Annotated in this window: 20 protein-coding genes; 14 read left to right on the forward strand and 6 right to left on the reverse strand. The window is 39.6% G+C overall.

Features of this window, described 5'->3' with window-relative positions; translation table 11 throughout:
* Nucleotides 1-148 precede the first annotated feature (148 nt).
* Nucleotides 149-1504, forward strand: a complete 1356-nt coding sequence (locus A6J77_RS08120; protein ID WP_083069783.1) for an aspartate kinase — start codon at nt 149-151, stop codon at nt 1502-1504.
* A 64-nt stretch (nt 1505-1568) separates the two neighbouring features.
* Here the strand turns inward: A6J77_RS08120 and A6J77_RS08125 are convergent, their stop codons facing one another.
* Nucleotides 1569-2399: an undecaprenyl-diphosphate phosphatase gene (locus A6J77_RS08125; protein ID WP_083069785.1), complete on the reverse strand. Its 831-nt coding sequence runs from the start codon at nt 2397-2399 to the stop codon at nt 1569-1571.
* A gap of 205 nt (nt 2400-2604) precedes the next feature.
* Here A6J77_RS08125 and A6J77_RS08130 point away from each other — a divergent pair, with 205 nt between their 5' ends.
* The 5 genes from A6J77_RS08130 (at nt 2605) to A6J77_RS08150 (ending at nt 8211) form a co-directional block, all read left to right on the forward strand.
* On the forward strand, nt 2605-3129 hold the full coding sequence (locus A6J77_RS08130; RefSeq protein ID WP_083069787.1) for a PTS glucose transporter subunit IIA: 525 nt from the start codon (nt 2605-2607) through the stop codon (nt 3127-3129).
* 313 nt (nt 3130-3442) lie between these two features.
* Entirely contained in the window at nt 3443-4504 is a 1062-nt protein-coding gene (locus tag A6J77_RS08135) for a BMP family lipoprotein (protein WP_083069789.1), read from the forward strand.
* Nucleotides 4505-4593: 89 nt separating this feature from the next.
* Nucleotides 4594-6189, forward strand: coding sequence for an ABC transporter ATP-binding protein (locus A6J77_RS08140; protein ID WP_083069791.1), 1596 nt, complete (start codon nt 4594-4596; stop codon nt 6187-6189).
* Nucleotides 6176-7255, forward strand: coding sequence for an ABC transporter permease (locus tag A6J77_RS08145; protein ID WP_083069793.1), 1080 nt, complete (start codon nt 6176-6178; stop codon nt 7253-7255). The genes A6J77_RS08140 and A6J77_RS08145 overlap by 14 nt, the downstream gene beginning before the upstream one ends.
* Complete coding sequence (locus A6J77_RS08150) at nt 7255-8211, forward strand: ABC transporter permease (protein WP_083069794.1); 957 nt, start codon at nt 7255-7257, stop codon at nt 8209-8211. The genes A6J77_RS08145 and A6J77_RS08150 overlap by 1 nt, the downstream gene beginning before the upstream one ends.
* A gap of 202 nt (nt 8212-8413) precedes the next feature.
* Here A6J77_RS08150 and A6J77_RS08155 read toward each other — a convergent pair whose 3' ends face one another.
* Entirely contained in the window at nt 8414-9037 is a 624-nt protein-coding gene (locus A6J77_RS08155) for a flavin reductase family protein (RefSeq protein ID WP_083069796.1), read from the reverse strand.
* 16 nt (nt 9038-9053) lie between these two features.
* Nucleotides 9054-10076, reverse strand: a complete 1023-nt coding sequence (locus A6J77_RS08160) for a lactonase family protein (RefSeq protein ID WP_083069798.1) — start codon at nt 10074-10076, stop codon at nt 9054-9056.
* Between the two features lie 151 nt (nt 10077-10227).
* Between A6J77_RS08160 and A6J77_RS08165 the strand changes: the two genes are divergently transcribed.
* The 3 genes from A6J77_RS08165 to A6J77_RS08175 all read left to right on the forward strand — a co-directional run bounded on the left by A6J77_RS08165 (nt 10228) and on the right by A6J77_RS08175 (nt 15114).
* Nucleotides 10228-11463, forward strand: coding sequence for an AI-2E family transporter (locus A6J77_RS08165; protein WP_083069800.1), 1236 nt, complete (start codon nt 10228-10230; stop codon nt 11461-11463).
* A 94-nt stretch (nt 11464-11557) separates the two neighbouring features.
* Entirely contained in the window at nt 11558-13273 is a 1716-nt protein-coding gene (locus A6J77_RS08170) for an ABC transporter ATP-binding protein (protein WP_083069801.1), read from the forward strand.
* Nucleotides 13273-15114 (forward strand): ABC transporter ATP-binding protein, encoded by a 1842-nt coding sequence (locus A6J77_RS08175; RefSeq protein WP_083069802.1) that lies wholly within the window; start codon nt 13273-13275, stop codon nt 15112-15114. The genes A6J77_RS08170 and A6J77_RS08175 overlap by 1 nt, the downstream gene beginning before the upstream one ends.
* A 75-nt stretch (nt 15115-15189) precedes the next feature.
* Here A6J77_RS08175 and A6J77_RS08180 read toward each other — a convergent pair whose 3' ends face one another.
* Genes A6J77_RS08180 through A6J77_RS08190 form a run of 3 tightly spaced genes read right to left on the reverse strand, consistent with a single transcriptional unit; the run spans nt 15190 to nt 17853 of the window.
* Nucleotides 15190-15777: an SOS response-associated peptidase family protein gene (locus A6J77_RS08180; RefSeq protein ID WP_083069803.1), complete on the reverse strand. Its 588-nt coding sequence runs from the start codon at nt 15775-15777 to the stop codon at nt 15190-15192.
* A 40-nt stretch (nt 15778-15817) separates the two neighbouring features.
* Nucleotides 15818-16501, reverse strand: coding sequence for a type 1 glutamine amidotransferase (locus A6J77_RS08185; RefSeq protein ID WP_083069804.1), 684 nt, complete (start codon nt 16499-16501; stop codon nt 15818-15820).
* Entirely contained in the window at nt 16501-17853 is a 1353-nt protein-coding gene (locus A6J77_RS08190) for a Mur ligase family protein (protein ID WP_083069805.1), read from the reverse strand. Before A6J77_RS08190 ends, A6J77_RS08185 begins: the two co-directional genes overlap by 1 nt.
* Before the next feature lie 228 nt (nt 17854-18081).
* Here A6J77_RS08190 and A6J77_RS08195 point away from each other — a divergent pair, with 228 nt between their 5' ends.
* The 5 genes from A6J77_RS08195 (at nt 18082) to glyA (ending at nt 23100) form a co-directional block, all read left to right on the forward strand.
* Nucleotides 18082-18702, forward strand: a complete 621-nt coding sequence (locus tag A6J77_RS08195) for a thymidine kinase (RefSeq protein ID WP_083069806.1) — start codon at nt 18082-18084, stop codon at nt 18700-18702.
* 99 nt (nt 18703-18801) lie between these two features.
* Nucleotides 18802-19875 (forward strand): peptide chain release factor 1, encoded by a 1074-nt coding sequence (prfA, locus tag A6J77_RS08200; RefSeq protein WP_083069807.1) that lies wholly within the window; start codon nt 18802-18804, stop codon nt 19873-19875.
* Nucleotides 19868-20746 (forward strand): peptide chain release factor N(5)-glutamine methyltransferase, encoded by an 879-nt coding sequence (prmC, locus tag A6J77_RS08205; protein ID WP_083069809.1) that lies wholly within the window; start codon nt 19868-19870, stop codon nt 20744-20746. Before prfA ends, prmC begins: the two co-directional genes overlap by 8 nt.
* A gap of 36 nt (nt 20747-20782) precedes the next feature.
* Nucleotides 20783-21808, forward strand: a complete 1026-nt coding sequence (locus A6J77_RS08210) for an L-threonylcarbamoyladenylate synthase (RefSeq protein WP_083069811.1) — start codon at nt 20783-20785, stop codon at nt 21806-21808.
* 71 nt (nt 21809-21879) lie between these two features.
* Nucleotides 21880-23100, forward strand: coding sequence for a serine hydroxymethyltransferase (gene glyA / locus A6J77_RS08215; RefSeq protein WP_083069813.1), 1221 nt, complete (start codon nt 21880-21882; stop codon nt 23098-23100).
* Nucleotides 23101-23113 lie beyond the last annotated feature (13 nt).

Here is a 23113-nt window from a genome sequence, read left to right on the forward strand (position 1 = left end):
TTTGGTAAATTGAATATCTTCTTTACATAAGACGATTACTGAGGTTGAGACACATAGGTTTCAACCTCTTTTCCTATTGTATAGGGCCTCATTTTTATGATAAGATAGCTCATAATACATTAAAATTGGATTGGAATGAAATGAAAAGATGAAAGTAGTAAAATTTGGAGGTTCATCAGTTGCATCAGCTGAGCAACTAGTGAAAGTGAAAGATATTGTAATTGGTGACGCTGACCGTAAAGTGGTGATTGTTTCTGCACCTGGTAAACGGGATAAGAATGATATCAAGGTGACCGATTTGTTAATCGACTTGGCTGCTGAAGTTTTACACGATAGTGAAAATGCATCAGCAACATTCAATAAAATCGTAGACCGCTTTAGAGATACAGCTGAAGGGTTAAAAATGGATCTAGCCATTATTGATGACATTTCCAACCAATTAAATGAATTAATTAGTTCGGATATCACAGACCAGCCAGCTTATTTTGTGGATGCGATTAAAGCCTTTGGTGAAGATGCGAACGCGCAATTAATTGCCGCTTATTTCTCTGGATTAGGTTATGAGGCCTCTTACTTAAATCCTCAAGATGCAGGCTTGTTCTTATCAGATAACCCTGGTCAAGCGCGGGTTTTACCAGAGTCATACCAAAATTTATACAAATTACGTGAACGTGCTGGTATAATCGTCATCCCTGGTTTCTTTGGTTACACGAAAGATGGAAAATTAGTGACATTTTCTCGCGGGGGTTCTGATATTACTGGTGCGATTGTCGCAAACGGTGTCAAAGCTTCAATGTATGAAAACTTTACCGATGTTTCCTCTATTTATGCCGCAAATCCTGGAGTAGTCCATAAGCCTGTCGCGATTGGGCAGCTGACATATTCAGAAATGCGTGAATTATCTTATGCTGGATTCTCCGTATTCCATGATGAAGCTTTGCAACCAGCATTCATCGCTGATATTCCAGTAGCAGTTAAAAACACTAACGAACCACAAGCACCGGGTACTTTGATTACCAGAACACGTCCAAAAAATAACCTCGCAATTTCAGGGATTGCATCAACAAGCGGATTTGCCTCTGTTTACATTAAAAAATATATGATGAATAGAGAGGTTGGCTTCGTTCGTCGCGTATTATCTGTCCTTGAAAAATATGACGTTTCATTCGAACATATCGTATCTGGTATCGATGATATCGATGTTATTTTTAAAGAAGATGCCTTATCGAAAAAAGAATTCGAAGAAATGGTTGCTGAAATCAAAGCTGAAACAGCAGCAGATTCTATTGAAAAACGCGACAACCTAAGCTTAGTAATGCTAGTAGGGGAAGGTATGATTGAAAATATCGGGAATACTGCCCGTGCAACCAAGGCCTTGTCAGAAGCTGGGATCAACTTGGAGATGATCAACCAAGGTTCATCTGAGATTTCTATTATGTTTGGGATTATTGAAGAAAGAGAAGATGACGCTGTTCGCGCCATCTACAATGAATTTTTCAACTAAATTCAATATGTATGAAAAAGGAGTGGCCAGGCCACTCCTTTTCATTTAGATAAAAATCCGAATATTATGAATTAAATAGTAAGAAGTACAAGATAACCACGATACCAAGGAAAATACGGTACCAACCGAATACCTTGAAGTCGTTAGTTTTAATGTATTTCAAGAATAGTTTAATAGTTAAGATTGAAATGACAAATGCTACAACCATACCAACTAGTAACAGCCAGATTTCTGTACCTGTGAATACGAAACCGTTTAATAAAGCTTTAACTAATTTTAGTGCTGAAGCACCGAACATAATTGGAATACTCATAAAGAATGAGAAGTTGGCTGCTAATGGTCTAGACGTCCCAACGATTGTTGCTCCCAAGATGGTTGAACCTGAACGAGATGTACCAGGAACTAGTGACAATACTTGGAACAAACCAATTTTGAAGGCGTCCATATATGTCATTTCTGCCATAGAGTTAATTTTTGCTTGTCTGTTTTTGTTGCGGTTTTCAATCCAGATGAACCAAATACCGTAGACAATTAACATAACTGCAACAACAAACCAATTCATTAAGTTTGCTTCCATCCATGAGTCTAATAGTAGGCCGGCAATAGCAGCTGGAAGACATCCAACGGCTACTTTAAACCAAGTCATCCAAGTTTCCTCTTTTTCTGTTTTGGATTTGCTTGGTGCGAATGGATTTAATTGGTTGAAGTTAATCCATACAACGGCTAAAATTGCGCCTAGCTGGATAACAACCAAGAAGATATCCCAAAATTCTCGACGTACATTTAATGTGATGAATTCTTCAAGAAGAATCATGTGTCCAGTTGATGAGATTGGTAACCATTCGGTAATCCCTTCAACGATACCAAATAAAATGACCTTTAATGTATCTAACATTTATCAATTTCCCTTCATTCAAAATAAAATAATTTCTCATTTCAGTATAAATGAAAACATTAAAGAAAACAAAAAATCATCATAACTTTAAAAAGTCTTTATATTTGAAATCTGTGAAATCGCTTCAGGCATAGGTTGTCATTATTTTTACGAATATGATATGATTAAAGCAATCAATAAAATGAATATTTAAGGAGCGAGTGATATGTTTGATTTTTTAAAAAAAAATAAGAAGAAGGAAACTTCAAAGCAACCGAGTAGTTCTAAAGTAGCGGAAACTTTATTTGCTCCTGCAACGGGCAAATTTAAATCTATCGATCAAGTAGATGATCCTGTATTTTCACAAAAAATGATGGGTGACGGTTATGCTGTAGAACCTGAAACAGGTGACGTTTATGCACCAGTTGTAGGTACTGTAATGAGTATTTTTCCAACTAAACATGCTATCTATATCAAAACAGATGATGATGTAGAAGTTTTAGTTCATATGGGTATTGATACTGTTGAATTAGATGGTGCACCATTTAATGTCACGGTAGCTGAGGGAGACCAAGTTAGTGCTGGTACGCAAATCGCCTCAGTAGATTTAGACCAATTAGCATCTGCAGGTAAAGGAAAATCAATTGTTGTCGTATTCACGAATTTAGAAGACTTTTCTAGTTTACAATTAACTGCATCCGGTCAAGTTACACATAGTGTAGAAGTAGGTACAGTAACAGCAAACAGCTAATTTAAATACGAATATATATTCAAATCATGGTCGGGGCATATATGTCTCGGCTTTTTTGTTGTCTAAAAAATGGCGTAAGTATTGTAATAGTAATGTTTTCACAAGTGTCTACCTGGTTATCAAAGTATAATGTTCGTTTTTCAAACGATTACAACGATATGATAAAATTACAAAGTGAGAGAGATAAACAAAAATACGAACTATTTTTATAAAATGACTTTACTTTTTCTGATTTATAACGTAATATAATTCTTGTAAGAAACGAACATTAAAAACTTTCAAAAATATAACATTCGTTTATTGGAGGAGAAACATGTCTACAAAATTCAAAAATATCGTTTTATTAGCTGGTTCTGTTTTTGCTTTAGCAGCATGTCAAGGTCAAAATGCTGGAACTGATACATCAAGTGAATCAGATTCTCAAGCAACATCTGAAGCTACTGGTGATTACGCTATCGGTATGATAACTGATGAAGGTGGGGTTGATGACCGTTCATTTAACCAATCTGCTTGGGAAGGTATGCAAGCTTGGTCAGAAGAAACTGGCAATAAAGTACAATATTACGAATCAACAGATTCATCTGATTTCGTACCAAACTTCAATACTGCGATTGCAGATGGTTATGACATTATCTTCGGTATGGGCTTCATGTTAGAAGATACTTTTAATGAAGTAGCACCTGCTAATCCAGACCAACAATTTGCCTTTATTGATGGACAAGTAGACCAACCAAACGTTGTATCAATGACTTTTAAAGACCAAGAATCTGCCTTCCTAGCAGGTATCGCAGCAGCAACGACGTCTGAAACTGGAAAAGTCGGCTTTGTAGGTGGAATGAAAACACCGGGTATTGACCGTTTTGAAACTGGTTTTAGAGCTGGGGTAGCTCATGTAGACGAATCAATTGAAGTGGATGCACAATATGTTGAATCATTCGGTGATGCGGCTACAGGTCAACAAATTGCCAATGCAATGTATACAAGTGGCGCAGATGTTATCTATACTGCTGCTGGCGGTTCAGGTAATGGTGTTTTCACTGAAGCACGTAACCGTTTAGAAGCTGATAGCGAAGCAAACATCTGGGTAATTGGTGTTGACCGTGACCAAACTGAAGAAGGTGAATGGTCAGGTGGTAACTTTACCTTAACTTCTACAATCAAAGACACTGGTTCTGCTATCGTTGCCATTACTGAGCAAACAATGGATACTGAATTCCCAGGTGGCGAGATGGTAGAATACGGTTTAGCAGATCAAACGGTTGATATCACAAGAGGTAACCTTGATGATGAAACTTGGGCAACAATTGAAGAAGCGAAACAAGCAATCATTGATGGTGAAATTGACGTTCCAGAATTCTCTTATTCAGCAGAGTAAGTGAGTATAGAAAAGTAAATTGCGTCAGTCAAATTGGCTGACGTTTTTAATTTGGATAGGCGTCTAAGTTAGAAAAGAGGAAGATAGACATGCAAAATGAAAATGTCATTGAAATGCGTGATATTACAAAAATATTTGGTACATACAAAGCCAACGATAATATCAATTTCAATTTAAAAAAAGGTGAAGTTCATGCCTTACTAGGGGAAAACGGGGCCGGAAAATCGACCTTGATGAATATTTTGTCCGGTTTACTAGCACCAACATCTGGTGAGATTTTGGTGAACGGTCAAGCGGCAGTCATCAGTTCACCTGACCATGCCAATAAATTAGGTATAGGTATGGTTCACCAACATTTTATGTTGATTGATAAATTTACAGTAGCCGAAAATATCGTGCTTGGTAAAGAGTCTACAAAATTTGGATACCTTGACGAGAAGGCAGCTTATACAAAAATCAAAGAGTTATCTAGCCAATACCATTTGGCCGTAGATCCAGATGCTTACGTACAGGATATTTCTGTTGGTCAACAACAAAGAGTTGAAATCATTAAGGCGCTGTACCGTGGGGCTGATATTTTAATTTTTGATGAACCGACTGCTGTATTGACCCCTCAAGAAATTGAAGAATTGATGCACATTATGAAAGCTATGACGCTTGAAGGCAAATCCATTATTTTGATTACCCATAAATTGGATGAAATCACCTCAGTTGCTGATCGTTGTACAGTAATTCGTCGCGGTCAAAGTATTGATACGGTTGATGTCGCAAACACCAACAAGCAAGAGTTGGCGGACATGATGGTTGGACGTCATGTGAATTTTAAAGTTGAGAAAAAGCCAGCTGAGACAGGCGAAGTTATTTTGCAGGTCAATGATTTAGTGGTCAATGAATCTAGGGGCTTACAGGCAGTGAAATCTGTAGATTTTGAGGTGCGAGCAGGTGAAGTTTTAGGCATTGCTGGAATCGATGGTAACGGACAAACTGAATTAATCCAAGCGATTTCAGGTTTAAGAAAAGTGGTTTCAGGAAAAGTGACTTTAGCTGGTAAAGATGTGACCAACAAGCGTCCGCGTAAGATTACGGAAGCTGGATTAGGACATATTCCGGAAGACCGGCAAAAACATGGTTTATTCCTTGAATTATCGATTGCAGAGAATATGACCATGCAGTCTTATTACCAAAAACCTTTCTCAAAAAATGGGCTCTTAAACCACAATTTCATCAATGACCATGCCAAAATTTTAATCGATGAATTTGACGTGAGAACTGAAAGTGAAGCAACGCTAGCAGGTGCCTTATCAGGTGGTAATCAACAGAAGGTAATTATCGCGCGTGAAATACACCGAAATCCAGACTTATTAATCGCAGCTCAACCGACTCGTGGTTTGGACGTAGGGGCGATTGAGTTTGTGCACGACCGGTTAGTACAACATAGAGACGCAGGGAAGAGTGTATTGTTAATGAGTTTTGAACTAGACGAAATTATGGGTGTTGCTGACCGGATTGCAGTGATGCATGACGGAAAAATAAATGCCATCGTTGATGCTGGCGATACGAATGAAACGGAATTGGGTCTATTGATGGCGGGTGTAAGCTTAGAAGAAGCACGCGTTCAAAGCGCCCTACATCCAGTCGGTCAAGATACAATAGCGGAAGGGGTTGAACCAGTTGAAAGCATTTAAGACAAATACGCTTTTTGAAAAATTGGCTATTCCAGTGATTTCTATTTTAAGCGGCTTTATTCTAGGCGCCTTAATCATGTTATTCTTCGGCTACAATCCAATTGCTGCATACGATGCGATGATCATGACTGTTCTATCTAGTCCATACTTCATTGGTGAAGTTTTAAGACAAGCAACAGTGTTAACGTTAACTGGTTTAGCTTTTAATGTGGCTTACCAATCAGGCTTCTTTAATATTGGTTTATCAGGTCAATTATTAGCCGGCTGGTTATCATCAGTAGCTTTCGCCTTGGCCTTTCCAGATTTACCACAAATGATTATGGTACCTGCAATCCTAGTTATTGGGACCTTATCTGGTGCCTTATACGCCTCAATTGCTGGTGTTTTGCGTGCCTACTTAGGGACAAATGAAGTTGTTGTGACGATTATGTTGAACTATATCATCTTGTATACGACCAATTACCTTATTCGTGAGGTGCTAGGGTCAGGGAATATGACTGATAAAGTAGGCGAGAATGCTTCCTTAGCTTTAGGTTTTATTTCAACATTAACAGGTGGTTCTCGTTTAAATATGGGTATTTTCATTGCTATCATCATGGTTATTCTATACGGATTTGTGATGAAACATACAACTATGGGCTTTGAATTAAAGGCTGTTGGGCTAAATAAAGATGCAGCGGCATATGCAGGTATTCACGTGGAGAAAAATATCGTGTTAGCCATCTTCTTGTCTGGTGGTTTGGCTGGTTTAGCGGGCGTCATCCATGGTATCGGGACTTTTGGTAACTTGTATACACTAACATCTCTACCATCTGAAGGTTTTAACGGCATTGCCGTTGGCTTGCTTGGAATGGGGACCCCGGTCGGGACTTTACTAGCTTCTATCTTATTCGGCATCTTGAATATTGGGGCTTCATTTATGCCAAACCGTGCCGGTGTACCGGATGAATTGGCGAGTGTTATTACAGCTGCTATCATCTTCTTTATCGGTTCATCTTACATCATTTCATATGCAATAGATAAATTCGGTAAGGGTAAAAAATCGACAGTTAAGGGGGACCAATAATGAACTTTTCTACTATTTTACAATTAATTGTGTCTTCAACATTAATGTACGCAGCACCCCTTATGTTTACCGCAATCGGTGGTGCCTTCTCCGAACGGTCAGGTGTGGTGAACATTGGTTTGGAAGGGATTATGGTAATGGGCGCCTTTGCTTCAGCCGTTTTCAATATCGCCATGTCAGACACTTTCGGGGCCATGACACCTTGGGTTGGTCTTTTAGTGGGTGGACTAGTCGGCTTGATCTATTCAGGAATCCATGCCGTCTCATCTATAAACTTCCGCGCCAATCAAACCATTTCCGGTACAGTATTGAACTTAGCGGCTCCTGGATTATCTGTTTTCTTAGTGAGAGCAATTTATGGAGCAGCGCAAACAGGTCCATTAGCGAAACCTTTTGTGACCTATAATATTTTAGGTTTGAATAACATCCCAGTTATTGGACCAATTTTCTTCCAAAATACTTCCGGTCCAGCTTATCTAGGAATCCTATTCGCTGTAATCGCTTGGTTTGTCTTATTCAAAACCCGTTTTGGTTTACGCCTACGTTCAGTCGGCGAGCACCCAGAAGCAGCTGAAACACTTGGTATTAACGTAAACGCAATGAAATACGCTGGCGTTTTGATTTCTGGACTCCTTGGCGGTATCGGTGGGGCAGTTCAAGCACAGGCCGTACAGAATGAATTTTCTGTAATTACCGTGGCAGGCCAAGGATTCATGGCCATGGCGGCAATGGTTTTTGGTAAATGGCATCCAGTCGGTGCACTACTTGCTGCAATATTCTTTGGATTCGCGCAAAGCTTATCGGTAACAGCAAACTATATCCCGATTATTCAAGATGTACCATCAGTTTACTTAGATATTGCGCCTTACATTTTGACGATCATCGTATTAGTTGTATTCATTGGTAAAGCCCAAGCGCCAAAATCCTTAGGGAGAACCTTTGTTCAATCGAAATAGTAAAAATTATCAAGCATCCATTCAAATTTCAGAATAAACAAAGAAGGGGCTGTGACATAATTGTCACGCCCCTAATTGCTGTCTAACAGTAGCCGTTATATCGACTCTCTTCTGACACTTCCCAAAATACGTTAATTACTGGGCAGTAATTGGCTTATTTTGGCCCAGCACGTCGAGTCTTAACGACTTTTGTCACACCACTTTATTCCGGTCGTTCTAATACATAAGGTTTTGTGATATCTGTATACAAGTTGCCGGCTAATCTGGCAACAGGGTCTAAGGCTTCGTATAATACGTAGCCTTTTTCCTCGTCATATACCGATTCATCTAAATGATAGTCGGTAATTTCAAGGATGAACATATCAGTGATGATACGGTCCTCGCGGTCACGGATTGGGATATACTGGTATACTTTTACTTCAAGACGAATTAAAGCATCGGCCACACCTGGTGGGCTCACAGTCTTAGAATTAACCGTTTGAATGTCTGCTAGGGTCAATTCACTGACGTCTGCTGAAACTTTGGCAGCGGTAGCGTTCATTTTATCAATGAACGACTTGCTGACAATATTCACTACACCTTCAGGATGGTCTAATAAATTGCGGGCGGTATCTTTAATTGAAAAATCTTCTTTTCGAAGAATAGCCATTGAAATCAAGGGCAACTTTTGCCCGGCACCACTAGTAAAAGAAAAGGGTGCCAAATTGATGACACCCTTTTCCGTGTTTTCACTAGTAATCCAACCAATTGGTCGGGGTACAATGGCACCAGATAGCAATTTATATTGTAGCTTTTCGTCCATGTGGCTGGCTGCTAAATGATACATGAATGGTTAAACTCCTTTAAACTGGTGTGACACAAACGATTTCGTTAATGCTTGTATTATCAACGTAGGTTAATAAACCACTTTCTTGGTCACGTGTAAATAATGAAATTTGTGGTTGGAATTGGTGACCAACAATGACAAATGATTCATCTGCATTGAAGTTGAAGTCACGCGGAAAATTACCTTCAGTTGAAATGTTTTGAATTTCAGTTAAACTTTGACCATCTGCTGAAACTTCAAAAACAGTAATTGAGTTGTGACCACGGTTTGAAACGTATAAGAACTTGTTGTCACTTGATAAACGAATCGCTGCTGATGAGTTGAATTCAGTCCAATCGCTTGGAATCGTGTCATAACGGTTACCAGCAACTAAGGAACCATCTTCTTGAATGTTTAATACTTCAACTGTGTAGTCCAATTCCCCTAAAAGGTAAACGATTGGTTCTGAATGGTGGAAGGCAAGGTGACGTGGTCCAGTACCTGGAGCTGCTTTGTATACACTCACTTCAGCTAATTTGTTATCATCAGTAAGTGTATAAGTGTGAACTTCATCAGTTCCTAAATCACAAGAAAGAATGTATTTGTGGTCATTTGTTGGATGGATAAAGTGGGCATGGGCAAAGTCTTGATTTTCATGCGGGCCAACTGGTGAAGTATGTTGGATGACATCCGTTACAGTTAACGTACCATCTTCGTTGACTTTAATCACTGCTAATTCACCTTTTTTGTAGTTAGCGTTATAAAGAACATTTGCTTTTTCATCATATGTTAAGTAACAACCATTTTCGTTAAATACTTTCACACGGTCTTTAAAGGCAAATTGACCATCATTATTTTCGTAGTGGGCAACACCAGGCTCATCACCGTCACTTAAAGTAAATAGGTGTTTGCCGTCTTTAGATAAAGTAATGTAAGTAGGGTTGTTTTCTTCAATAATCAATTCACTTGCTTCAAAAGCTTTCTTATCAGCATTTAGCTTTAAGGTATGAATACCCTTATTGTCTTCACGTGTATAACCAGATACATAAATCGTTTCCATAATAAAAATCCCTTCTTTCTTAAGATAATCTCATTATACAAGAAAACGCTCTTATTAACATCAAAAATGGATATACTTTGATTGTTTAGGCACATATATATAGGAAGAAATATTTGCTATAATAGACTTATGCATTATAGGAGGGGACGTCATGAACGATAAAATCAATCCAGAAGAAACACCAACAACGAAAAATCCATCGTCATCGAAAGACCATACAGCTTTTTCAAAATCCTGGTTTTTCAAATACATTTTAAATAATCGATATACTGGCGCCTTGATAATCGGTATTTTAATTGTCATTTTTGTGAGCTTATTTACCCGAGTATCATACCTTTTAGACCCCGCCGTGTCCTTTATCCAATATGTTTCACTACCTATTGTTGTAGCAGCCATTTTCTACTATTTGACAGTGCCTTTAGTGAATCAAATCGAAAAAGGGGGACTCAACCGAACTTGGGGGTCAGCAATCGTTTTACTACTGATTGCGGTGGTCGTTACAGGCCTTGTCGCCTTGATCCCAACAGTAGTGGATGAGGGGCGTAATTTGATCAATAACTGGGATACTATTTGGACAGACTATCAAAGTCGCTTACAAACCTTGATTCGTGGTGATTGGTACGACCAAGTGAACATGGTGGTTCAATCATCCATGAATAATGTATTAGACCTGTCATCATTTAATTGGGAGAGTATTGCCAATTCAGCAATCACAAGTGTCTCGTCTATCGTAGGGACAGTGACTAGGGTAACAGTAGCTATTTTTACCGCGCCGATTATCTTATTCTACATGTTACGCGACGGCCACAAATTGCCGACATATTTCGCACAATTTCTGCCTATTAAAATTCGAAAGTCGACTTTACACCTATTAAGCGATATGAACTTACAAATTAGCCAATATATCCGTGGGCAAATTATTGTCGCGATTGGGGTGGCCATTATGTTTGTAGTTGGTTACTCAATTGTTGGACTACCATATGGGGTAATTATTGGGGTTGCTGCAGGTTTCCTAAATATCATCCCTTATATAGGGTCATTCATAGCCATGGTGCCAGCCATTATTGTCGCGATTGTAATGGGGCCAATGATGATTGTAAAGGTCTTAATCGTATTCGCTATTGAGCAGACGATTGAAAGTCGTGTGATTTCACCACAAGTTTTGGGGTCTAATATGGCTATTCACCCGGTCACCATCATGCTTTTATTGATCTCAGCAGGATCAATTTTCGGGGTTGCGGGGGTTGTATTCGTCATTCCAATTTACGCTGTCATCAAAGTCATGTTTAGCCACTTCTTTTCTTGGTATAAAAGGGTTTCCGGCTTATATTTAGAAGAAGAAGGCATCTTAGAAGACACCATTTCAGAGGATACACCCGGCAAGTAATTTTTATTTGTGTACTGAGATAAAAGGGCGTATAATGCCCTTTTGAAGCAATATTCGCATTGTTTGCATTATAAAACATAAAAGGAGGAATTAGATGTGGCGTTTAATTAAACGAATTCCCTTTTGGGCTATGTTCGGGGCAATTGTCTTTGCCTTAACACAGGCCATTGGGGAATTATTATTGCCAACGCAGACCGCTCGCATTATCGACGAGGGTGTTGCGGCAGGAGACATGCAGGCTATCTATAGGATTGGTGGCCAGATGATCTTGATTACCATCTTAGTCATCATTTCTGCAGGGATTTCAGTATATATTTCTGCTCGTACCAGCCAAAACTTGGGTAGAAAATTGCGTAATGAAATTTATACAAAAGTTTTGCAGTTTTCAAAAGAAAATATGGGGACCTATGGTGAGGCCTCATTGATTACGCGTTCTTCAAACGATATTCAACAGGTTGAAGTTACTGTTATGATGATTATGCGTATGGTCTTGCTTTCGCCAGCCATGCTACTAGCAGCTGTCGTGATGGCCGTATTAGCTAGTCCAGAATTGAGTTTAGTTTATGCAGTCTCAGGTCCAGTATTAGCCTTGTTAATTTTTATTATTTTACGCATTGTGTCACCATATTTTAAATCCATGCAAAATAAGGTTGATGATTTGAACCTTATTTTCCGAGAAGGATTGACAGGTGTACGTGTTGTAAGAGCCTTTAACAAATCAGATTTTGAAGTAGCAAGATTTGCTGAAGCCAATAAAGATTATGCGGATACAGCGATTAAAGCGATGTTCCGGATGTCTTTTTTAATGCCTATCATGACAACAATTTTATCACTAACAAACATCACTTTATCATGGCGCGGTGCCCATTTAGTGGCCGCTCAAAATCTAAGTGTTGGGATCATCCTTTCATTCGTGAACTATTCATTCATTATCATGTTCTCATTCATGATGTTAGGGATGATTTTCGTGATCTTACCGCGTGCCCAAGTGTCCGCTCAACGGATCAACGAAATTTTGGATACTGAAATCGCTATCCATTCACCTGAAAACCCAGTATCTATTGATCGTCAAGCACCAGGTGAAGTGACATTCGAAAATGTTGCCTTTAGATTTGGTAATGCAGAGCATAATGTAGTGGATGGTATCAACTTCCAAGTGAAACCAGGACAAACCCTAGCCATTATTGGGGGTACTGGTTCTGGAAAAACGACGATCGCCAACTTGCTCTTACGTTTTTCAGACGTAACCAAGGGTGCTGTTAAAGTCAACGATACAGATGTGCGCGACCTGTCATTGAATAATTTGCGTGATTTGGTTGGCTATGTACCGCAAAAAGCTAACTTATTCTCAGGTACTATCCGTGAAAACTTGAAGTATGGTAACGGTGACGCTAGCGATGAAGAACTTTGGTATGCCTTACGCATTGCCCAATCTGAATCGTTCGTTCGCGAATTGCCGGATGGTTTAGATGCCCACGTGGCTCAAGGTGGGAATAACTTCTCGGGTGGACAAAAGCAAAGACTTTGTATTGCCCGTGCCATCGTTAAACAAGCAAACATTTATCTTTTCGATGACTCATTCTCAGCCTTAGATTACACGACAGACCGTAATTTACGAGGCGCTTTAAAAGAAGTGACTGAAAATGCGGCAACAATTATTATTGCGCAACGCGTTTCAACTATTCGTGATGCAGATACGATTGTGGTCCTTGATAAGGGTGAAATATCAGGTATTGGTAGCCATGATGAATTGATGGCAAATGACATCTACCGAGAAATTGTCGAATCACAAATTAAGGGGGCGAACTAATGGCGAATAAAAGAAAAAAACTAGAAGGCCGTCGTCATAAACCAAAAAACTTTTGGTCAACCCTAGGTCGCTTCATCAAATATATGGCTAGTCGGAAATGGACATTCTTATTGATTATTGTCCTGATTATCCTAGCAACCACATTCCAAATTGTTTCACCACGTATTTTAGGTCAAGCAACTACTCTGATTACCGATGGGGTAAGTAATGGCTTGCAAAACGTGGATGGACAGCAAATGTACGTCATTGATTATGCTAGGTTAGTAAAAATCTTAACCAAAGTAGTTACATTTTATTTAATTAGTGCCTTATTTAACTTCTTACAAGGGGCTTTACTAAGTCGTACTGCCCAACGTGTAATTGAAGACTTAAGAAACGACATGCGCGCGAAATTAAACCGTCTGCCGATCTCATTCTTAGATTCAACGCCAAATGGTGAAATCATGTCACGTGCCATTAATGATGTTGAAGCGATTGCTATGTCACTACAACAAACCTTGCAACAGGTCTTGATGTCTAGTACGCAATTTGTCCTAACTATCGTGATGATGACCTTAATTAGTCCAAAAATGACTTTAATTGCAGCAGGAACTATTCTGCTATCTACAATTGTTATGCTATCTATTACACCGGTATCGCAAAGACTATTCGCCACCCAACAAAGGGTGCAAGGGAATATGAATGCCTATATCGAAGAAAACTATTCTGGTCAGATTGAAAATAATGCCTTCAACCAAAATGAAGGTAAAATTGCTCAGTTTGAAGAGAAATCCGCAGCATACTATGCGGTTTCTTGGAAGGCGCAGTTCATTTCTGGTATCTTGATGCCGTTAATGAACTTGGCGAAGAACCTTGGTTACGTAGCAGTAGCTATCGTCGGTGGTTTCTCAGTGGCTAACGGTACTATGGTAATTGGTGACGTCCAAGCCATGCTACAATACGCGGGGATCCTATCAGAGCCTCTAAAACAAACCGCCAACATGATTAACCAACTACAACGTATGGTCGCGTCTATCGAACGTATTTTTGAATTCCTTGACGTTGAAGAAATGGAAGAAGTGACTTCCGGTCAGCCAGCCATTGAAACGGATCATAAGATGCTTTTCGACCACGTGCAATTTGGTTATGAACCTGGCGAAGAGAACCTATTAATGACTGACTTCAACCTAACCGTTGAACCAGGTCAAATGGTGGCGATTGTAGGACCTACAGGGGCCGGTAAATCAACCATTATCAACTTAATCGAACGGTTCTATAATATTTCTGGTGGGTCGATCAAATACGAAGGTGTAGACACTAGAGATATTGACCAAGAAGAGTTACGGTCACGAATGGGTATGGTATTACAAGATACTTGGCTATTTAATGGATCTATTGCAGACAACATCGCTTATGGGTCAAACAATCCAAATGTGACGCGTGAAGATGTGGTTCGTGCCGCAAAAGCTGCCCATGTAGACGACTTTGTACGGACCTTGCCAGATGGATATGACACCATTATCAATCAAGATGGATCTAATATTTCCCAAGGTCAACGTCAATTAGTGACGATTGCTCGGGCCTTTATGTCTGATCCAGAGATTTTAATCTTAGATGAAGCGACATCATCCATTGATACCCGTACAGAAAAACTCATTCAAAAAGCCATGAATCAATTGCTTGAAGGACGGACTTCATTTGTTGTTGCCCATCGTCTATCAACCATTCAAGATGCAGATAACATTATTGTATTGAACCATGGTGACGTAATCGAAACAGGTAACCATGAAGAATTATTAGCTCAAGAAGGCTTCTATTACAATCTTTATAATTCACAATTTGTGAAAGGTGAATTTGAATAAGCACATATATGCAGCAAAAAAAGCGAGTCGTTTTAATCTAAACGGCTCGCTTTTTGAGTGCATCTCATTCAAATGTCATGATACTTTTACTGGTACTAATTGTTGGTGTGTAGGCTTTTGATAATGATAGGCAAAGTCATCATCTAAAATCCACTTGGCAATATCTCCTTGTGGAATCAAAAGAGGCATCCGGTCGTGGATGAGACTGACAACTTCATCAGGTTCCGTAGTGATGATAATCGATTCAGCTTGTTTTTGCCCGGTCTTTTTGTCAGGATAAATCCGGTAAAAGCCACCGACGTAAATGACCTGACCAGGATCGGAAAAAGTGTAAGCTTCCTTATTATCAGTAAATTCAAAGAAGGCTGACATAGGGAAGACAATCCGTTGACCTTCAAATGGTCCTTTAAAGGTCTTCTTGTTGCGGACTGTTTCAACCCGGGCGTTAATCATCAATTGACTGGGTTTGAAACCTGTAAAGCCCCAACGCGTAATACCAGGGACGATTTCACCATCTGGATTAGCGCCAAGTGTCACCACTTGATTTGAAGGGTAGACCGTCCCATCCCTTAAGTCAGTCACATCAACACCGTGACTGGCAATTTCTTCGTAATAATCGAAGAGAATTTGCTCATTTTTATCATATAAATAGCGACCACACATAGCATAGCTCCTTTACTTTTAAGCAAAAGGGACTTCAAAATTAAGCTGACTGGTTTTCTCTTGCTAATCTGGCTTTCATATTTTTAATGGCTAATCCAATGATTTCATTGGTTAATTGTTCGTTACGTACTAATAAAGGACCGTGGAAGTAAGAGCCAAAAGTATTTTTATACATAACACCTTCAGTTTGGTCTTCACCGTTGTTACCAAAACCAGTAACCACTTTACCTAAGGGTTGAGTATTTTCCCCTAAAAAGGTCCGGCCGTTATGGTTTTCATAGCCGTAGTAAGTCTGGCCAAAACGGTCATTTTCAATGACGATGTCACCAATAAAGCGGTTATTGTCTTGATTTAATGTGTAGTGGTCTAAGGCACCAATACCTTCTAACCGATCGCCAGCCGCATTGATGTAGTACTTTCCAAGTAATTGAAATCCACCGCAGATACCAATTGTTACACCGTCGTTTTCAATAAACTGGGTTAAAGCTTCTTTTTTTGACTGGATGTCACGGGCTACAATTTTTTGTTCATAGTCCTGGCCACCACCGAAGAAGACAAGGTCAAATTGGCTAGGGTCAAATTCATCACCGATAGAAACTAATTGGGTTTCGACATTGACGTTTTGTGCTTTCGCTGCATGTTGTAACATCAACAAGTTACCGTTATCACCATATGTATTCATTAGGTTCCCATATAAATGGGCAATTTTTAAAGTTTGTTCCATTAACTCATGCGCTCCTTCACGTAACCTAATTCAGCTAGTTCTTTTCTAATCGCAAGCATTGCTGTATAAGTCGCTAGGATATAGACTTTTTCAGTCGGTGCATTTTTCACTGTTTCAATGATGGCTTTAGGATCTTCTAACTGGATTAATTGGTCTTCTTTAAAGCCAGCGACTGCCATACGTTTAGATAAGTCAGCCACACGAATACCTGCCACATAAGAAGCTACAACATTGTCCATTTCGGCTAATTTTTCAAAGTTTCCATCCCAAATCCAGGATACATCTTGGCCGTCAGCTGGACGGTCATTTAAAACTGAAATCAGGGTATATGGTGCTTTTTCTAAAAGACATAATTCGATGATTTGGTTTAGACCTACAGGGTTTTTGATAAGGTTAATCCGTAAGTCGTGCTCTTCCACGTTAATGGCTTCTTGACGCCCGAAAATACGTTTAGCTCCTTGCAATCCTTCAGCGATATCTGCTTGGCTGACACCAAAATAACGTCCTAGTGAGTAAGCTGATAAGGCGTTGTAGACATTATATAAACCAGCAACTGGAATACTGTATTGGTAGCCATCAATTGTAAAGCTAGCTGATTCCGGTGTTAATTCATTGATTTCTTCTACTTGGTAAGTCAATGTTGGACGACTAACGCCACAGTTTGGACAGAAGTAGTCACCTAAGTTGCTGTAAGTAATGCTATGGTAGTGTAAAACGTGTTCACAGTTTGGGCAAATAACGCCATCCGTATTGTTGTCAGCTAGGAAGTCTTTTGATTGGTCTTCAGTGTTGAAACCAAAGAAAACTTGCTTGTTGTCTACTTTACGTGATGAGAAAATTGGGGCATCCCCGTTTTGCATTAGAATAGCGTCTTTCGCTTTTGCTGCACCTTGTAGGATAAAGTCATAAGTGGTGTAGATTTCACCATAGCGGTCCATTTGGTCACGGAAGATATTGGTGGTTAAAATCACTTCTGGTTTAATGTGTTCAGTGATATGACGTAAAGAAGCTTCGTCCACTTCAAGAACAGCGACTTTATCCTTGGACTTTGTACCAGAGTCTTCAATGAAGGATGAGGTAATACCTTGCAGCATGTTTGACCCTGAATTGTTAGTCATGACATGGTCAAATTTTTGTTTCAAAATATTGACAGTTAGGGCAGTGGTCACTGTTTTACCGTTGGTACCTGTAATAATGACTACACGGTAATTCTCACCTAAGGCTTTTAGGATCTCAGGATCAATTTTCTGTGCAATTTTACCGGGTAGAGAAGTACCACCGCTTGTAAATCTCTTTAATAACTGTTGGCTCGTACGGCCAGCTACTGTTGCTAGTTGACTCTTAAATTTCATTTTTGGCACTCCTCTAATCATTTGCTATCCGCCACTTTGGCGAACTCTTAATAAGCTAATTTTACCATAGGTGGGCAAGATTCTAAAAAAATTCCTGTCATTTAAAATTTCTTTAAACTTTTACTGGGAATTTGACTTGCAAGCAGGAAATAAAATTGACTAGTGACGGGAATAAAAGTAAAATGAATAGCTGAGTAAATCGATATTAAAAAGTATGGGAGTGTTTAGATGGCTCAGTTATTTTTCCGTTACGGTGCGATGAATAGTGGTAAGTCTTTTGAAATCATTAAGGTAGCACATAACTATGAAGAACAAAACAAACATGTCTTGGTTTATACCAGCGCTGTTGATAACCGTGCAGGTGTCGGGAATGTGTCTAGTCGTGTGGGTGAAGAAAGATTAGCGCGCGCGATTGCGACGGAAACAGATGTGTATGAGGATTTAACCACTTATATGCGTGAGAACGACCAAAAAATCTATTGTGTTCTGATTGATGAAGCCCAGTTTTTATCAAAAGACCATATCTACCAATTGGCACGTATTGTTGACGAATTAGATATCCCAGTTATGGCTTTTGGCTTGAAAAATGACTTCTTAAATAACTTATTTGAAGGCTCTAAATACCTATTGCTTTTAGCTGACAAGATTGAAGAAGTGAAAACCATCTGTTGGTTCTGTGCCAAGAAAGCCATTATGAATATGCGTGTTGCTGACGGCAAACCTGTATACGAGGGTGAGCAAGTGCAAATTGGCGGAAATGAAGCCTATTACCCAGTTTGCCGTAAACATTATCACCATCCACCGTTGAAAGATGGTAAAATCTATATTGAGCGCAACGCTGGTGAATAACAAGTAGGTAGGTGTAAGTCAATTAACATTTGTCACACCTAGTTTAATATCGAAATAAACTGTAAGTTTTACATAAAGAAATAGAAAAGAGTTGAAAGCATGTTTACAGACCAATTAGATTCATTTATTGCCCGCTATGCGGAAGTAACTGAGTTAATGAGTGACCCGGACGTGATTAATGACAATCAACGGTTCCGTGCTATCTCTAAAGAAGAAGCCGATTTAAGACCGAAAGTAGAAACATTTAGTCACTATAAAGATGTGATTCAAGCTATTGAAGATACTGAGGAATTATTAGCAGAGTCATCAGACGATGAAATGACTGAATTAGCAAAAGAAGAATTGAAAGAATTAAAAGCAGAACGTGACAATCTTGAAGAAGAGATTAAACGTTTAATGATTCCTTCAGATCCAAACGATGATAAAAACATCATCATGGAAATCCGTGGTGCAGCGGGTGGGGATGAAGCCCAATTGTTCGCTGGTGACTTGTATGAAATGTACAGCCGTTATGCAACTAGCCAAGGTTGGCGCGTTGAAGTTGTTGAATCATCTAGTAATGATATCGGTGGTTTCAAAGAAATCACTCTACAAATTCAAGGGGACAATGTATATTCTAAATTGAAATTTGAATCTGGCGCTCACCGTGTCCAACGTGTACCAGATACAGAGTCTCAAGGTCGTGTTCATACTTCTACTGCTACAGTGGGTGTCATGCCTGAACTTGAAGATATCGACTTCGATTTAGATGATGGTGATATCCGTATTGATATTTACCGTGCCTCTGGGGCCGGTGGTCAGCACGTTAACAAGACCTCTTCTGCCGTTCGTTTAACCCACGAACCAACAGGTATTCAAGTGGCTATGCAAGACCAACGTTCACAACAACAAAATAAAGATAAAGCAATGATGATCTTACGTTCGCGCGTATACGAAAAAATTGCTTCAGAGCAACAGAATGAATATGACTCACAACGTAAGAACTTAGTAGGTACCGGGGACCGTTCAGAACGTATCCGTACATACAACTATCCTCAAAATCGTGTGACTGATCACCGAATTGGTTTAACTATTCAAAAATTAGACCGTATCATGACAGGCGAATTGGATGAAATCGTTGACGCTTTATTATTAGCTGATCAAGCCAATAAGTTAGAGGAGTTAAATGATTAATCAAACGTATTTAGAGGTCCAGGTTTGGGCCTCTTCTTTTTTAGAAGAAAATAACCAAGAGGCTGAAATTGCTTATCATCTCTTGCTTGATCTAGCCGATTTTTCAGTGTCAGATTGGGCCCTTAAACGTAAGGACATCATGCCTCTTAACCTGAAAGAAGCCTATCAAGCGGCTATTGAGAAGGTGGCTAAAGAAAACTATCCTTGGCAGTATATTGTCGGGAAAGCTTGGTTTTACGGTGAAACTTTCAAGGTTTCACCAGCTACCTTAATTCCTAGACAAGAAACAGAAGATTTGGTGTCTTATGTGGCCGATTTAATCAAAAAAGAACATATCGCGCAAGATGCACGGGTTCTTGATATTGGTACCGGTACGGGAATTATTGCTATTACTTTGAAACAGCGGTTTCCTAATCTACAAGTCACAGCGACAGATATTTCACCAGATGCTTTAGATATTGCCCGTGAAAATGCCGCGGATAAAGAAGCCGTTATTGATTTTCAACTTGGTGATTTATTTGAACCAGTTCTTGGCCAAGAATTTGATTTAATCATTTCAAACCCACCTTATATCAGTTCAGATGAAACGGATGTGATGTCCAAATCAACGGTCTTATATGAACCAGATTTAGCCCTTTTTGCAGAGGAAAATGGCTATCAAATTTATTGGCGCTTATTCGACCAAATCCATGATTATTTGGCTAAGCCGGGTTACTTTATTGGGGAATTTGGTTACCAACAAGGGCAATCCTTGCTTACTGGCGCTAAAGACCGCCTGCGAATGACGGACGCCGAGGTAAACATTATCCAAGATTATGCGGGCAATGACCGAATTCTAGTCATCCAAAATCCATATAATACAACAATCTAACAAATCCATAGAAATAAGAAAGGAGTTCAACCAATAATGACAAAAATCATTCAAGCAAGTGAAATTGAAGAAGGCGCAGCCTTACTGCAGGATGGCCAATTAGTGGCTTTTCCAACTGAAACAGTCTTTGGTCTAGGGGCTATCGCCAACAATGCGGATGCTGTTAAATCAGTCTATGCAGTAAAAGGCCGTCCAAGCGATAATCCTTTGATTGTTCATATCGCTGATCCAGAAGATATTTTTGACTATATGATTGACGATGACCCGGATAGACATGACTTAATTGAAAAATTAACAGCACAATTTTGGCCAGGTCCTTTGACCCTGGTAGTACCTGTTAAACCAGATACCTTCCCAGGTGTCGTAACTGGTGGCATGGATACAGTAGGGATTCGCTTACCGGACCATGGAACGACGCGTGCTTTAATTCGCGCAACTGGCTTTCCAATCGTTGGCCCATCAGCTAACATTTCGGGTAAACCGAGTCCAACCCAAGTTGCTCATGTGATGCATGACTTTGATGGGGTCATTGGTGGCGTTGTGAATGCTGAACCAACTCGTATTGGGGTTGAATCTACTGTCTTAGATCTGACAGATTCAAGAGGCTTAATCATTTTGCGACCTGGATACATCACCAAATCCATGCTAGCTGAAGTGGTGACAGACATGCCAATATATATGGGCGGAACAATTGCTAATAACGCGGAAGAAGCGCCGAAAGCACCAGGTATGAAATATATTCACTATAGTCCTAACCAACCTGTGATGGCCGTTTCGTCTGACAAAATGGCGAATGTGCTAGCTGATTTATCTAGTCAATCGATCAAAGTGGCACTAGCAACTAGTGAAAATAATTTTGAAAAGTACAAAACGTCAGTTGCCTCGATTTTATCTCTGGGACCGACAATAGAAACTGCTACACAACAACTTTTCGCAGCTTTAAGAACGTTTGATGACCAAGAAAATATTCAACAAATTGTCGTAGAATTGTATCCTGATACAGAAAAAAATGGGGCATATCGCAATCGTTTGATCAAAGCGAGTTCAACCGTGGTAGAATAGACCTAGATAAATAAATTGGATAAGGTAGACCCCAAGGAATATTATCAAAAAATAAAGCTGGAGGCAGATGCATGAGTAACGACATTATTTTTGATTTATTAGATGAGGAAATGGACCGCCAACAACACGGAATTGAGTTGATCGCAAGCGAGAACTGGGTATCGGAGGATGTACGCCGTGCGCAAGGATCAATTGCAACCAATAAATACGCTGAAGGGTATCCGGGTAAACGTTACTACGGAGGCTGTGAAGTCGTGGATAAGATTGAAACATTGGCGATCGACCGCGCTAAGGAATTATTTGGTGCAGCATACGCAAATGTACAACCACATTCAGGCTCACAAGCCAACATGGCCGTATATGATGCTTTCTTAGAGCCAGGTGATTTGGTTTTAGGGATGAACTTAACTGATGGTGGGCATTTGACTCATGGGTCAAAAGTAAATTTCTCTGGTAAGAAATATAACTTTATTGCTTACAATGTCACAAACGATGAAGAATATATTGATTATGCTGAAATCGACCGTTTAGCCAAAGAACACCAACCTAAATTAATCGTTGCCGGTGCTTCAGCTTATGCGCGCACGATTGATTTTGAAAAAATTGCTGAAACTGCTAAAGCAGTTGGTGCATACTTTATGGTTGATATGGCTCACATTGCTGGTTTAGTTGCAGCGGGTCTACATCCAAATCCAATCCCTTATGCAGACGTTGTTACTTCTACAACGCATAAAACTTTACGTGGCCCTCGCGGTGGTTTAATCCTAACTGCTAACGCAGATTACGGTAAGAAATTAAACTCTGCTATTTTCCCTGGCATTCAAGGTGGACCTTTAGAGCACGTGATTGCTGCCAAAGCTGTTGCCTTCGGCGAAGCCTTACAAGACGACTTTAAAGACTACCAAGCACAAATCATCAAAAATGCCAAAGCCTTTGAAAAAGTCTTCAATGAAGAAGGCATTCCAATGGTATCTGGTGGAACAGATAACCACTTGTTATTACTAAAAGTCATCGGTTTTGACGTGACAGGTGCTGAAATTGAAACTGCCTTAGATGAAGTTGGGATTACTGTAAATAAAAATACTATTCCAAACGAAACTTTAAGCCCGTTTAAGACAAGTGGTATCCGTATTGGTACGCCAGCCATCACCACTCGTGGCTTTAAAGAAGCGGAGTCTGAACAAGTGGCTCGATTGATTGCTAAAATCATTAAAAACCCTCAAGATGAGGCTGTTCGTGCTGATGTTCGTGCATCTGTTAAAGCCTTAACTGAAGCAATTCCATTAAAATAATCTCATTTATAGG

Source organism: Aerococcus viridans, from assembly GCF_002083135.2.
Lineage (GTDB): Bacteria > Bacillota > Bacilli > Lactobacillales > Aerococcaceae > Aerococcus > Aerococcus viridans_C.

Excerpts from the sequence above, each read along its gene's own strand:
- A6J77_RS08120 (WP_083069783.1), top strand. The coding sequence starts at position 149 with ATGAAAGTAGTAAAATTTGGAGGTTCATCAGTTGCATCAGCTGAGCAA.
- A6J77_RS08125 (WP_083069785.1), bottom strand. The coding sequence starts at position 2,399 with ATGTTAGATACATTAAAGGTCATTTTATTTGGTATCGTTGAAGGGATT.
- A6J77_RS08130 (WP_083069787.1), top strand. The coding sequence starts at position 2,605 with ATGTTTGATTTTTTAAAAAAAAATAAGAAGAAGGAAACTTCAAAGCAA.
- A6J77_RS08135 (WP_083069789.1), top strand. The coding sequence starts at position 3,443 with ATGTCTACAAAATTCAAAAATATCGTTTTATTAGCTGGTTCTGTTTTT.
- A6J77_RS08140 (WP_083069791.1), top strand. The coding sequence starts at position 4,594 with ATGCAAAATGAAAATGTCATTGAAATGCGTGATATTACAAAAATATTT.
- A6J77_RS08150 (WP_083069794.1), top strand. The coding sequence starts at position 7,255 with ATGAACTTTTCTACTATTTTACAATTAATTGTGTCTTCAACATTAATG.
- A6J77_RS08155 (WP_083069796.1), bottom strand. The coding sequence starts at position 9,037 with ATGTATCATTTAGCAGCCAGCCACATGGACGAAAAGCTACAATATAAA.
- A6J77_RS08160 (WP_083069798.1), bottom strand. The coding sequence starts at position 10,076 with ATGGAAACGATTTATGTATCTGGTTATACACGTGAAGACAATAAGGGT.
- A6J77_RS08165 (WP_083069800.1), top strand. The coding sequence starts at position 10,228 with ATGAACGATAAAATCAATCCAGAAGAAACACCAACAACGAAAAATCCA.
- A6J77_RS08170 (WP_083069801.1), top strand. The coding sequence starts at position 11,558 with ATGTGGCGTTTAATTAAACGAATTCCCTTTTGGGCTATGTTCGGGGCA.
- A6J77_RS08175 (WP_083069802.1), top strand. The coding sequence starts at position 13,273 with ATGGCGAATAAAAGAAAAAAACTAGAAGGCCGTCGTCATAAACCAAAA.
- A6J77_RS08180 (WP_083069803.1), bottom strand. The coding sequence starts at position 15,777 with ATGTGTGGTCGCTATTTATATGATAAAAATGAGCAAATTCTCTTCGAT.
- A6J77_RS08185 (WP_083069804.1), bottom strand. The coding sequence starts at position 16,501 with ATGGAACAAACTTTAAAAATTGCCCATTTATATGGGAACCTAATGAAT.
- A6J77_RS08190 (WP_083069805.1), bottom strand. The coding sequence starts at position 17,853 with ATGAAATTTAAGAGTCAACTAGCAACAGTAGCTGGCCGTACGAGCCAA.
- A6J77_RS08195 (WP_083069806.1), top strand. The coding sequence starts at position 18,082 with ATGGCTCAGTTATTTTTCCGTTACGGTGCGATGAATAGTGGTAAGTCT.
- prfA (WP_083069807.1), top strand. The coding sequence starts at position 18,802 with ATGTTTACAGACCAATTAGATTCATTTATTGCCCGCTATGCGGAAGTA.
- prmC (WP_083069809.1), top strand. The coding sequence starts at position 19,868 with ATGATTAATCAAACGTATTTAGAGGTCCAGGTTTGGGCCTCTTCTTTT.
- A6J77_RS08210 (WP_083069811.1), top strand. The coding sequence starts at position 20,783 with ATGACAAAAATCATTCAAGCAAGTGAAATTGAAGAAGGCGCAGCCTTA.
- glyA (WP_083069813.1), top strand. The coding sequence starts at position 21,880 with ATGAGTAACGACATTATTTTTGATTTATTAGATGAGGAAATGGACCGC.